Raw genomic sequence first — 12,954 nt, 5'->3', positions numbered from 1 at the left:
GCCGCGCCGACGGCGGCGCCGCCCGCGAGCATCGTCACGCCTGCTGCGCCCGCCACCGTGCCGAGCGCCGCCCCGGCACCGAGTTGCGGCGCACCGGACACCAGGCCGCTGGCGATACCGGGGCCGAAAATGCCAAGACCGAACAGCGTGAGCGCACCGAGCGCCAGGCTCATCGCCGCGGCAAGGTCGACGTCCTGCCCCTGCATCGATGTCGTGAACTCGGTGAAGAAGTTGGAGCCGATCCCGACAATGACGGCGAGCACCATGACCTTGACGCCGGAACTCACGACATTGCCGAGCACGCGCTCGGCGAGAAAGCTCGTGCGGTTCCACAAGGCGAACGGCACCAGCACGAACCCGGCGAGGCTGGTCAGCTTGAACTCGATGATCGTAACGAACATCTGCACGGCGAGGATGAAGAAGGCGAGGATCACGATCGCCCAGGCGAGCAGCAACACCGCGATCGTCAGGTAATTTTCGAAGAAGCTGACGAACCCGCTCATGTTGGCGAGTTGCTGGAGCAGCGGCCAGGCCGCCGAGAAGCCGGTCGACGCGACCTTGCCGGGGCGCAGGAGGTCGTCCGCCGACAGCGTGCCCCCGCCCGCAGTCAGTCCGGCCTGGGCGAACGACTTGAAGATGATGTCGGCCAGCGTCGAGAAGCTGTTCAGGATGAACGCGAACGCGCCGACATAGAGAATCTTCTTGATCAGGCGGCCGAGCACATTGTCCTCGCCGCCCATCGCCCAGAACAGTCCGGCCAGCGTGATGTCGATGCCGATCAGCGTGACGGTGAGGAAATGGACGTCGCCACCGAGCAGGCCGAACCCGCTGTCGATGTAGCGGATGAAGGCCTGCATGAAGCGATCGATCACGCCGAGGTCGTTCACTGCGAGAGTTCCTCATCGCTTGAAGGAATGCCGCGAGGTGCCGGCATGGGGAGCGTGGCCCGCACCCCGCGGCGGCGACGGAGCGCACCGTCGCCCGGCCGGCCGCGCCTATTGGGGCGTGTAGGCGGTGCCGGTACCGAGAAATTTCTGGGTGCGGCCGCGGGCATCGAGTTCGGACTGCGCGCGCCGCGCTGCATCAATGGTCTCGGCGCGATATTGCGACGCCATCAGGTTTTGGATCTGGAACTGCTGTTTCGCGACCAGCGCGAGCAACTGGTTAGTTGCCTGCTGCGCCTGAAGCGCACCTTCGGCGCCCTGGCTTCTCGCCGCCAGCGAGGCGAGCGCGGATTGGTCGGCAGCGACATTCTCGACCACCTGGGATTGGACCGACATCGTCTGCCGGAACGCCGCCATCGCGGCATCAAAGCGCGCCTTCGCGTTCTGCGCCTGCTGGTCACCCGTGAGCGCGCTATTGTACTGCTGCGGATAGAGGTTGCGGAATTGCTGATCGAGGCCGGCGACGCGGAAATCGATCCCCTGCGCCTGCCCCATCAGTCGGTCGATCTGCTGCAATGTCGCGGTCAGCTGCTGCAGCTCCGGGAAGTCGATCCGGGTCAGGTTCTTGGCCTGGTTGCTCAGCATCTGCGCCTGGTTCTGGAGGGACTGGATCTGGTTATTGACCTGCTGGAGTGCGCGAGCAGCGTTGAGCAGATTCTGCGAGTAGTTTGTCGGGTCGAACACGGTGAACTGAGCGTGCGCCGGCGATCCGGAGAAGATAGCGCCCATCGCAACTGAACCGATGGCGCCAAGCGCGAGAGCGGAAGCGATCAAATACTTGCCGCCAAGCGATTCTTTGGAACAGCGAAACATTGAGTGATTCCCTGATAGACGTTGAAGCCTCAAGAATCGCATATTGGCCTCGAGCCGGCAGAGCCTATCGAGTGACGAATGGGCGCCTTTTGGGGAATCTACGTTCCCGCTTTCGACTTTTGGCCGATTCTGTTCAAAAAAATGCCCTTGCGGCGAGGCGGGCGTCCTGATCCTGTTATCAGGCGATCCGCTGATGATGGTCCGGCAAAGTCATGTGGTCCATAAATCAGCTGCGCGCCGCGCGCTTGTCGAACACCACGGCTCTAAATCGAGAACAAAATCCGTCGCACTCAACATTGAGCGCATACCAAAAAATTCGCTTCTCTCGCACCGCTCCAAGCCACTCGCGATGGATCGACCATCCGGTGACCTGAGCTAACGGAGATCTTGGAGTCCGATGTCAGGCTCTTGACGGACCACGCCGGAGCGATCGACTAAGGCAATCACGTTGCATTGGCGCTAATAACGTCGAACGTCGGAAGGGAAACCGCGGGTGACCATTGGCGATGCTATCTCGACTGCACATCGGTGCCGGTATCGCCTCGTGGAGAGCGATGCACTCAACGGCACCGCGGTGGGCGAATACATACTTGACGTCGGATCGCGATCGAATGGCGCATTGGTTGCGTGAGTATCACAGAAGCGGCGACCCATGAGAAAGCCGCCCGATCTTCTTGTGAAAACCGGGCCGTTAAGGGTAGATCTCCCTAAGGAATTCTTCAGGTCGCGAAACTTTGTTACATTTAGGCTCTCGATTGGTATTGGACCGATTCGACGTTCAGCTCGGTTTATCAAATACGTCATAGCCAAGTTTGACTAAACGGCCGTCGCCACTTCGCCCGGATTTGCGCGTGTCCACCCACGCAGCCGCAGCTACGTCGACTACGGTGTTTTTGCGGCCATGATCGGATCGAACCGGCAAATGCCCTAAATCACGGTGCGCAATTGCGCTTCATAACCAGCATCGCGACCATGCCCGCGCTACTAGATTATGGTTGCCTCGTCGATTGCCGTCTGCGTCTGGCGCTCCCTGCCCGGCCGCCTTCCGCGCTCCCGCCACGGAGCTTCGATATGGGTGTATGTGACGTAGGCGACGGCAAGCAGCGTCACTGTAAACAAGATCGTCAGAGCATCTCCAAGAAGCGGGTCAATCGCCCACAGATCGCCGTACCACCGCCGCGCGACAACCGCCCCGATGACCGCGATAATGGGCACATGGATCATATAGATGGAGTACGATACTCGCCCGAGGAATAGCGGCGCGCGGCATTCGAACGCGCGCTTGATCCACGACGACTCGTCCAGCGCCATCGCCGTGATTAGCGCTGCGTCTACGACGGGCAGTAATAACAGCCACGGGGAATTGCGAGATAGGCCCGACAGCATCGTGACCAGCAGTGCAAGCATCGTAAGCTGGATTACCATTGCGATTTCCGGAGCGAGCCGGAACGGGCTGCGATCGACCAGCCAGAACACACCGACACCAAGTCCGAACCCGTAGAGGCACCGCAGAAAGCGGACGTGTAACGGCGCCTCCAACGATCCCACAGCCAGCGCGATTACCGTAAACCCGAGGATCGACACTACGCCCAGCCCCACGATCCGCCAGCCCCGCGAAGGCATCACGACGCACACGCCCGCGAACACCAGATAGGCGAAAACCTCCGTACTGATGCTCCAGCTCGGAGTGTTGAGAATTGCGCGATCGGTCCAGCCCATCGCCTGCGTCAGCGTCAAGTTCGACAGGATCAGCGCTATCCAACTGCCATCAATGCCATACTTGGCCACTGTCTCTGCGGGTGCCGAGGCATAACGGGCTGCGATCAGCGTCAGCATCACGACCATAGTGACGAGATGCAGTGGGTAGAGCCGGAAGAACCGCCGGCGCATGAAGTCGGGCACATCGCGCCAGCCCTTCAGCCTGTCGACATAGGCAAGCGCGATCACAAATCCGGATAGGACGAAAAACAGGTCCACGAACGACCATGCGTTCTGGAGCGCTGGCAAACTGCGCAGATGCGAGTTCCACTGAAGATGGTAAAACGCGACCAAGAGAGCCGCTATCCCGCGCAACGCTTCAAGATTACCGTAGAAGCGCTGCGTTGCCATACGATAGGAATAGCTCGCCGATGCAGCGTGACAAGGTGCTATGATGTAGAAATGTTTGATCGATTATACTGCCGCTTCGGATATCACCCGCCGAACCTATCAACGGAAAATTGGGGCAATTCAGCTTCCGCCCCGGCTTCGACCTAACCCATTGCGCCGTCTGCGGCCTCGCCCTTACCCGGCGACCGCGAGGTGAAAGGCGTGCGATCAGCTCGGGCGACCGATGGGCTAGTTCGGCTTCGGGGGATCCGGGTGCGGCATTTTGTTCGCCGCCGTCCACCAACACAGCCGCGCGATAGCTGCCCAACGACGACCACCCTTCCGCATCGCTGCTGTACTTCGCCGCTGCCGCAGCCTCCGTGATCGCGGCATCCGGCATCACTGGCTTGGGCTCGACTGCCGGTCCAACACCGTCGGGTTTGCCTTATACCGGGGTGTGCTGCGTGGCACACCAAAAGTGATGGTAAGCGGTCGCTTTCAACCATTCGAATTACAGTTGCCGTCAGGCTCGCTTCGAACTCATCGGCGACAGCCGCGATAGCGACAAAATTCAACTTCGGCTGCGCGTCATCGGATGCGATGAAATTCCTTGGGAATTGGAGGACTGCCAGCTTCGCAAAAAGCTACATTGTTTTAAAAGTCGAGGCTCTTTGGCTGTTTGGTAGGAGCATTTTACTGCTCACCTGACGGAATCTCCGTGATGATGATGTGCCTGCGGTTCACACTCGCTGAACGGCTGGTTTCAGGAATCGCCCACTTGATGGGAGCGACCGGAATTGCGCGCTTAGCGGCCGAAACTCGCAAACAGATCAGCAGCCCAAGGAAGACCTGCATTGCGAAGGAAGCGGTCGGCGAAGTTCTCTCCAGAATCTTCCGATATCGCAGCTTGTACATTCCCGCCCGAAGCACCGCATAGCGCCAGCGCGATAGGGCCAAGACCCAATTCGAACAGCCGATTGCCCCGTGCGGATTGCAGATAATAGTGACGTTTGGGCGTCGCCCTACTGACCAACTCGATCTGCCGTTGGTTCAGGCCGAACCGTTCATAGGCGTCCCGGCTTTGCGGTTCGACCGCACGGTCGTTGGGCAGCAGAATGCGCTGTGGGCAGCTTTCGATGATTGCCGGCGCAATGCTGCTCGATGCGACGTCGGCGAGACTCTGGGTCGCGAACAGCACCGCGACATTCTTCTTACGCAACACCTTGAGCCATTCGCGGATGCGAGCGGCGAACAGGGGCTGGTCGAGAAAGATCCAGGCCTCGTCGAGGATCAGCAATGTCGGCCGGCCGTCGAAACGCTCCTCAAGCCGATGAAACAGATAGGTCAGCACCGGCGCCACCACGCCCACCTGCCCCATCAATGCCTCGGTCTCAAAACATTGGAGGTCGGCGAACGCCAATTGCTGTTCGGCGGCATCGAGCAAGCGGCCGTACGGCCCGTCCAACGTGTAGGCGCCAAGCGCCGTGCGGAGCGGATTCGATTGGAGCAGCAGCGCCAGGCCGGTCAGAGTCCGCTCTTCCACCGGCGCCGACGCCAGGCTGGCGAGCGCCGACCATATCGCCTCCTTGACTTGCGGATCGACCGCAACCTTTTCGTGCGCCAGCAACGCCGCGATCCATTCGGCGGCCCAACTGCGTTCGGTCGGGTCATGAATATTCCGAAGCGGCTGAAACGCGAGCGTGTCGCCGGCATCGGCGCCAAGCCCCAACGCATGATGCGCGCCGCCCATCGCCAGCACCGCGGCGCGTGCCGAGAATCCCTTGTCGAAAATATAGACCTGGGAGCGCGGATAACGACGGAACTGAAGCGCAATCAGCGCCAGCAATACCGACTTGCCGGCGCCGGTCGGGCCGACCACGAGCAAATGCCCGACATCGCCGACATGGGTCGACAAGCGGAACGGCGTCGATCCCGCGGTGCTGGCATAGAGAAGCGGCGGTCCGTCGAGATGATCGTTGCGCGCCGGCCCCGCCCACACGCTCGACAACGGCATCAGATGCGCGAGATTCAGGGTATGGATCAGTGGCTGGCGGACATTGGCATAGACGTGGCCGGGCAGCGACGACAGCCAGGCCTCGACCGCATTGACGCTCTCGCGGATCGTGGTGAAGCCAAGCCCGTTGACGATCCGTTCGACGGTACGAACCTTTTCCTCGACTGCCGAGCGATCCTCGTCGGTGACGGTGATGGTCGTCGTCAGATAGCCGAACGCGACATGATCGCCGCCAAGCTCCTGTAAGGCGAGATCGGCATCGACGACCTTGTTGTCGGCATCGCTGTCCATGAGCTGGACCGGTTGGTTGTAGAGCACCTCGCGCAGCAGCGCGGTGATCGATTTGCGCTTGTTGAACCATTGGCGTCGTAGCCTGGTGAGCACCTTGGTCGCGTCGCTCTTGTCCAGCGGCACGAACCGCGTGACCCAGCGAAAGGCGAAATCCTGATGGTTGAGCGCGTCGAGGAGTCCCGGACGGCTCATATTGGGGAAGCCGCGCACGCTGAGCGTCCGGACATGCCGGGTACCGAGCATCGGCTCAAGGCCGCCGACCAGCGGCGTGTCGGCGAGCAGGCCGTCCAGATACATCGGCACATCAGGGACCGCGACGGGATGGCGCCGGCCGGATATCGTCGCGTGGAGGTAGGTCAGCGTCTCGCCGTCATCGAGCGCGTGCACCTCGGGCATGAAACCGGAGAAGAGATCGAGCGCACGATCGGTCTCGGCCATGAAGCTCGCCAACGCCGCGTGCCAGTCGCGCCCCTGCTCGGCTTCGGGCCGCTCCACCAGCGAGCGGCCGGCGGCATCGACCTTGTCCGCTGGCGGCAGCCAGACAAGCGTCAGATGATAGGCGCTCTCGAAATGCTCACCCTCGGCAAGAAACGTGGCCCGCCGTTCCTGATCGACCAGCCAGCTTGCCGCATCCGGAAAATCGCTGTCGGGATAGGCGGCCGCCTCGCGCCGTTCCGCCTCAAAGAACAGCGCCCAGCCTGTGCCGAACCGCTTCAGCACGTTGTTCGTCCGGGCGCTGGCGGAGACCAGCTCGGCCTCGGTCGCCGATTCCAGGTCGGGGCCGCGGAAGGCCAGCGTCCGCTGGAAACTGCCGTCCTTGTTGAGCACGACGCCGGGCGCGACCAGGGCCGCCCAGGGCAAATGGTCGACCAGCCGGTCCGCGCGGCTGCGATATTCGGCGAGGTTCAGCACGCGAGATGACCTTTCTGTCGAAGATGACGAATGAGAATGGGCGCGAAGTCCGGGTCGCGACGCGCGGCGAACACGGCGACGCTATGTCCGATCGCCCAAAGCGCGATCCCGACCGCCCATTGCTGCAGACCGAGCCCGACCGCCGCGGCGATGGTGCCGTTGACGATCGCGATCCCGCGCGGCGCGCCGCCCAGTAGGATCGGCGAGCCGAGGCTCGCATGGATCGGCACTTCGAACCCGTCGATATGCGATCCCGTGCCGATCACGAGATCAGCGCTCCGCCGCCGAAACTGAAGAAGGAGAGGAAAAAGCTCGAGGCGGCGAACGCGATCGACAGGCCGAAGACGATCTGGATGAGACGACGGAAGCCGCCCGCCGTCTCGCCGAACGCGAGCGTCAGGCCGGTCACGATGATGATCATCACCGCGACGATCTTGGCAACCGGCCCCTGGACCGACTCCAATACCTGCTGGAGCGGTTGCTCCCAGGGCATGCCCGAGCCGGCAGCCTGAGCCTTCTGGACCAGGGCGGCCGCCAGCGTGATGAGCAGGACGGAGGCGCGCGCGAGAGTCACAGCGAGCCGCATAAGGGCGGAGCGGACGAACCAATGAAAGCGGTGAGAGCGCATAATCATTCTCCTTAGGGCTTAGGGGACGAAAGAAGGTCGACAAGGCCGTAGCCGCCGTCCGGATCGACGCCGGTCACACGCGCGATGGTCGAGACGCGCCGATGCACGCCGCGACCGGAAATGAAGACGATGATGTCGATCGCCTCGGCGATCAGCCGGCGCGGCACAGTGACCACTGCTTCCTGGACGAGTTGCTCGACCCGGTAGAGTGCCGCGATCGCGCTGTTGGCATGGACCGTGGCAACCCCACCTGGATGGCCGGTGTTCCACGCCTTGAGCATGTCGAGCGCCTCGGGCCCACGCACCTCGCCGACAACGATGCGATCGGGACGCAGCCGGAGCGTCGACCGGACCAGGTCGGTCATGCTGACTATGCCGGGCCGGGTGCGCAGCGCGACCGTGTCGGGCGCCGGGCTCTGCAGCTCGCGCGTGTCCTCGATCAGGATCACGCGCTGGTCGACCCGGGCCATCTCGGCGAGCAGCGCATTGGCGAGCGTGGTCTTGCCCGAGCTGGTGCCGCCGGCGACGAGGATGTTGAACCGCTGGGTGACCGCAGCCTTCAGCCGGTCCGCGGCCGTCTCGGTCATGATCCCGTCGGTCACATAATCGTCGAGGCCGTAAAGCCGCTCGGCAGGCTTGCGGATCGAGAAGCAGGGACCGACCGAGACGGGCGGCAGCACGCCCTCGAAACGTTCGCCGGCGCGCCCTTCCATGTGCGGCGGCAGTTCGGCTGAGACGATGGGCGCGTCGCCATGGACCTCGGCGCGGGCATGGCTTGCAACCAGTCGGATGATCCGTTCGACCTGTGCCGCGTCGAGCCGGACGTCGGTGTCCACCCTGCCCTCGCCCAATATGTCGACGCGCAATGCACCGTCTGGATTGACCATGATCTCGATGACGCGGGGATCGGCGATCGCCGCGGCGATCGCCGGTCCCATCGCCGTGCGCAGCATCGCGCGGCGGCGTTCGGCGGAGATCGCGCCGGTCATCGATCGTCTTCCGGGTTCGCGCTGAACGTATGCCGGCCGGCGGCGATCTGCTTTGCCACCTGCGCGACGAACGCCTCGAACCGCTTGCGCGCGATCGCGCGGCCGGCCTCGTCATTCTCAGCAAGCGGGGCGTGGATCGCGAGTTCGTAGCGTATGAACAAGGCAAGCGACTCGAGCAGAACATGATCGTTGCGCTCGATCCGGCCGAGCGCATTGGTCATCCGGTCGAGCCGCAGACCGAACCGGTCGTCGAACTCGGACGCGCCGCGGCGATTGAGCCAGGCGGTGACGGCATCGGCCAGGATCGCCGATTTGGAGGCCCCAGGCTTTGCCGCCAGCACCTCGAGCCGGTCGCTGAGCGGCTTTGCGAGGAACAATTGGTGGCGAACCTTGTCGACCATGATCAACGATCCAGCTGGAGATCGCCTGGCCGGCCATCGCCGGCGTCGATCGCATAGACCGTGCGCGCCATGCCCAGGGCACGGGCCCGATCCATCGCCCGCTTGTCGCCGACGGCATCGACATCGTCGTCGCCGAGGCCGAGCGGATCGGCGACAATCACCTCTTCGGGAGCAGGTTTGTCGATCTCATGGCCGGGATGCCGCGCCTGTTCGAGGCCACCGGAACCGTCTCCTTCCCCATCGTCGCCGGCCAGGCGTGCGTCGGTATCGGGAATAACCTTATGCCAGTCATGATCGCGGGACGCGGGACGATCGCCATAGCTGTCGGCGGCCAGTCCCGGCGCCGGCAGCACGCGCGCCTTGAAATTGGCGTCCTCGTAATAGCGCAGCTTCCGCGCGCGGATGGGCGGCGTGCCGGCGACGAGGACCAGCTCGTCGGTCGGCGCGAGCTGCATCACTTCGCCCGGCGTCAGCAGCGCCCGCGCCGTCTCCTGCCGGCTGACCATGACATGCGCAAGCCAGGGGGCGAGCCGGTGCCCCGCATAGTTGCGCATCGCGCGCTGTTCGGTCGCGGTGCCGAGCGCGTCCGAGATGCGCTTGGCGGTGCGCTCATCGTTGCTCGCGAACGCTACGCGGACATGACAATTGTCGAGGATCGCATTGTGCTCGCCATAGGCCTTCTCGATCTGGTTCAAGGATTGCGCGATCAGGAAGACGCGGACCCCATAGCCCGCGAGGAAGGCGAGGCTGGTCTCGAAGAAGTCGAGCCGGCCGAGCGCCGGAAACTCGTCGAGCATTATCAGCAATTTGTGCCGGCGCCCTACCCCGTCCGCATGCAGATGCTCGGTGAGCCGCCGGCCGATCTGGTTGAGCACGAGCCGGATCAGCGGCTTGGTCCGGCTGATGTCGGATGGCGGCACGACCAGGTAGAGCGATACCGGCGATTCGGCCTCGACCAGGTCGGCAATGCGCCAGTCGCAGGAGGACGTGACGGCCGCGACGGTCGGATCGCGATAGAGTCCCAGGAACGACATCGCGGTCGACAGCACGCCCGATCGCTCATTGTCGGACTTGTTGAGGACCTCGCGAGCCGCGGACGCGACGACCGGGTGAACAATCGGCGCGTCGGCCGGACCGAGATGGTTGGTGGCCATCATCCGCTCGAGCGTCGCGGTGAACGGCCGCTGGGGATCGGACAGGAAGGTGGCGACGCGCGCGAGCGTCTTTTCCTCTTCGGCATAGAGAATGTGGAGGATCGCGCCGACCAACAGCGAATGGCTGGTCTTTTCCCAATGATTGCGCCGCTCGAGCGCGCCCTCCGGGTCGACCAGGATATCGGCGATGTTCTGGACGTCGCGGACCTCATGCTCGCCGCGGCGCACTTCGAGCAGTGGATTATAATGCGCCGAACGTATGTCGGTCGGGTTGAAAAGCAGGCAGTGCGAATAACGCGATCGCCAGCCGGCGGTCAGCTGCCAGTTCTCGCCCTTGATGTCGTGGATGACCGCCGACCCCGACCAGCCGAGCAGCGTGGGCACCACTAGACCAACGCCCTTGCCCGAACGGGTCGGCGCGAACGCCATGACATGCTCGGGTCCGTCGTGGCGCAGATAGCGTTGGTCGGTAGTCCCGAGGAACACACCTCGCTCGTCGAACAGCCCGGCGCGCCGGATTTCGGCCTCGGTTGCCCAGCGCGCGGAACCGTAGGTGGTGACATTGCGACGCTGCCGCGCACGCCAGAGCGATCCGAACACCGCCGCGCCGCAGCCGATGAACCCGCTCGCTGCGGCAATCGAACCCGCCTCGTCGAATACCTTCGGCGCATAAGCGTCGAAGTGGAACCACCAGCCAAACAGCGCCCATGGATGATAGATCGGACGCCCGAAGGCATGAAACCAGGGCGCACCAAGTTCAGCCTGATAGGCCAGAGCATCGGCAGCCCATTGCGTAGCGAACCAGATGCCTAGCACCACGATCGCAAACACGATCAAAATCTGGCCAATAAGCAATTTGGTCGGGGTCATGCGGGCCTCCGCCCGCAGCGGAATCAGAGAGCGGGCGCGAAAGCCAAATTCGCCTTTTTATCTCGCATTCGGGAGAGCCTCGCCAGTGACGGGCGCTACTTGTCGAGGGCCATGCAGCACATCGCTATGACCGGATTGCGCCCTAATTGTCGCCATTCGTGCACGCTCATGACGATCCTGCAAGCGGTCGTTCATTCGGCTTCGGATTGAACCTCCGCATGTGAGGGGTTAGCTGTGGTACGCGGGGAAAATAGGGGCGGGCGCATGAAGGGCACCTGGGTTCGGCAGCCGGACGGTCCAGCGATCGTCGTGTTCATTCATGGCGTGCTGTCGGATGGTCAGTGCTGGCGGAACGAAAATGGCGCGTATTGGCCGGACATGCTCGCAGCCGACACGCGCTTCGCCGCCGCCGGCATCTATGTGTTCGAGTACAAGACGGGCTATTTTTCCGGAACCTATCGCTTGGGTGATGTGGTGAACGCATTGCGCACACGCATGCGGCTGGACGGTGTGTCAGACTCACCGAAAATCATTTTCGTCTGTCACAGCATGGGGGGTATCGTGGCGAGACGCTTCCTCGTGCAGGACGCCTTCGAGCTGATCGACCAGGAAAAGGAAATTGGGCTGTTCTTGGTCGCTTCCCCATCAATGGAGTCGGAATACGCAAACCTGCTGTCTCCGTTGACGCGCTTGTTTCAACACACGCAAGGACTGGCCTTACGCGCGGGACAAGCCAACGACTGGTTGCTCGACCTCGATAGTGATTTTCGCAAACTCTTGAACAGCAAGCGCCTGCGTATCGAAGGCCACGAGCTGGTCGAGGATCAGTTTGTGCTGTTACCCGCGCTCATCAGGCGCCAGGTTGTGCAGCCCATGTCCGGTGGCAGATATTTCGGCGAACCGTACAAGGTTCCAAATTCCAATCATTTCACCATTGCCCGCCCCGACCGCCCGGAAGGCGATCAACACGGCCTCCTGGTTGAACTGCTGGAAAAGTTCATTCCCGTGCCGCGCGTGAAACCCGTCAGTTCCAACTCACTGCAATTTTCGGATCACCTGCACGGTGATGCAGTGTCATGCGGCTTAGCGCTCAATCACTTGTTTTATGACGACGTGGCGCCCGAGATCGTTTGGCCTGTCGAAACGCTGTCATATATTGAACGGCTGCGCATCGCTTTGGAACAAGTCAAAAATCATAGAGACCCCACAAGCCTCTTCGGCAACGTCGGGCCCAATGATCTGGTGGTTTATGCAAGGGACGTGGAGCTTTCCCTAGCAAGGATCGACGCACTATTGAAAAACGCCCCAGGGCGAGCCCGCGCCTTGGTCAGGGGCATGGAGGGGTATTGGACACTTCATGAGAAATTTGTTGCGACTGCGCTCGCCAATTTCCTGACCCTCTGCAATTATGAGTTGGTCGCCAGCACCATTCATCACCTGCGCTTGGGACGCGCTTTCGAACGATACTACCCCAAGGCTCTCGCCGACTGGATCGCGAAGGATCGACCGCTCGTGGTGAAGGAGCTCTTTGCGATCGACGATGAAATGTGCTGGGCGAAGCTCACGGCGCTTTCAAACGCCTCGTTCCCGGAAGGCCTCTACTTTTGGGGACCGCGTCGCGATGTCGTGGCCAGCAGACGTCAACGACGGTTTGAGCCGATCTACTATCGTTGGGTTCGCGACTATGCCATCCCGCAATATGAAGTCGTGCAGGCTGTTACAGGCAGCGACCAAATTTGGGCTTATGACGAGCAAGTCACCATTGAGCGCGCACGCAGCCTTGAGGGCGAAGATTTCTAACGTCGCCCAAGCCGGCCCTGGTCGCTCTGGTTAGCAGCTCAGTCGCATGT

General features: G+C 62.4%; 10 protein-coding genes. 1 reads left to right on the top strand and 9 read right to left on the bottom strand.

All coding sequences use genetic code 11. From position 1 onward, the window contains the following. From trbL to SAS01S_RS14990, 9 genes are all read right to left on the bottom strand, one after another. The coding region (gene trbL / locus SAS01S_RS15030) for a P-type conjugative transfer protein TrbL (protein WP_066810242.1) at nt 1-887 on the bottom strand (887 nt) is incomplete at its 3' end. A 108-nt stretch (nt 888-995) separates the two neighbouring features. Continuing rightward, nucleotides 996-1,757 (bottom strand): P-type conjugative transfer protein TrbJ, encoded by a 762-nt coding sequence (trbJ, locus tag SAS01S_RS15025; protein WP_066810240.1) that lies wholly within the window; start codon nt 1,755-1,757, stop codon nt 996-998. A 984-nt stretch (nt 1,758-2,741) separates the two neighbouring features. Beyond that, on the bottom strand, nt 2,742-3,866 hold the full coding sequence (locus SAS01S_RS15020) for an acyltransferase family protein (protein ID WP_066810238.1): 1,125 nt from the start codon (nt 3,864-3,866) through the stop codon (nt 2,742-2,744). A gap of 784 nt (nt 3,867-4,650) precedes the next feature. After that, nucleotides 4,651-7,062, bottom strand: coding sequence for a conjugal transfer protein TrbE (gene trbE / locus SAS01S_RS15015; protein ID WP_066810236.1), 2,412 nt, complete (start codon nt 7,060-7,062; stop codon nt 4,651-4,653). Continuing rightward, nucleotides 7,056-7,328: a VirB3 family type IV secretion system protein gene (locus SAS01S_RS15010; protein WP_066810232.1), complete on the bottom strand. Its 273-nt coding sequence runs from the start codon at nt 7,326-7,328 to the stop codon at nt 7,056-7,058. Before SAS01S_RS15010 ends, trbE begins: the two co-directional genes overlap by 7 nt. Beyond that, nucleotides 7,325-7,648: a TrbC/VirB2 family type IV secretion system protein gene (locus SAS01S_RS15005; RefSeq protein WP_066810231.1), complete on the bottom strand. Its 324-nt coding sequence runs from the start codon at nt 7,646-7,648 to the stop codon at nt 7,325-7,327. Before SAS01S_RS15005 ends, SAS01S_RS15010 begins: the two co-directional genes overlap by 4 nt. A gap of 53 nt (nt 7,649-7,701) precedes the next feature. Continuing rightward, complete coding sequence (trbB, locus tag SAS01S_RS15000; protein WP_066810230.1) at nt 7,702-8,679, bottom strand: P-type conjugative transfer ATPase TrbB; 978 nt, start codon at nt 8,677-8,679, stop codon at nt 7,702-7,704. Then, the gene (locus SAS01S_RS14995; protein WP_066810229.1) at nt 8,676-9,080 is read right to left on the bottom strand and encodes a CopG family transcriptional regulator; all 405 of its coding nucleotides are present in this window, start codon (nt 9,078-9,080) and stop codon (nt 8,676-8,678) included. Before SAS01S_RS14995 ends, trbB begins: the two co-directional genes overlap by 4 nt. Nucleotides 9,081-9,082: 2 nt before the next feature. Then, complete coding sequence (locus SAS01S_RS14990; protein ID WP_066810227.1) at nt 9,083-11,104, bottom strand: conjugal transfer protein TraG; 2,022 nt, start codon at nt 11,102-11,104, stop codon at nt 9,083-9,085. 264 nt (nt 11,105-11,368) lie between these two features. Between SAS01S_RS14990 and SAS01S_RS14985 the strand changes: the two genes are divergently transcribed. After that, on the top strand, nt 11,369-12,904 hold the full coding sequence (locus tag SAS01S_RS14985) for an esterase/lipase family protein (protein ID WP_066810225.1): 1,536 nt from the start codon (nt 11,369-11,371) through the stop codon (nt 12,902-12,904). Nucleotides 12,905-12,954 lie beyond the last annotated feature (50 nt).

The organism is Sphingomonas asaccharolytica NBRC 15499 (assembly GCF_001598355.1).
Taxonomy (GTDB): domain Bacteria; phylum Pseudomonadota; class Alphaproteobacteria; order Sphingomonadales; family Sphingomonadaceae; genus Sphingomonas; species Sphingomonas asaccharolytica.
The sequence above is the reverse complement of the archived record's forward strand: the minus strand, read 5'-3'. Positions and strand labels throughout refer to the sequence as shown.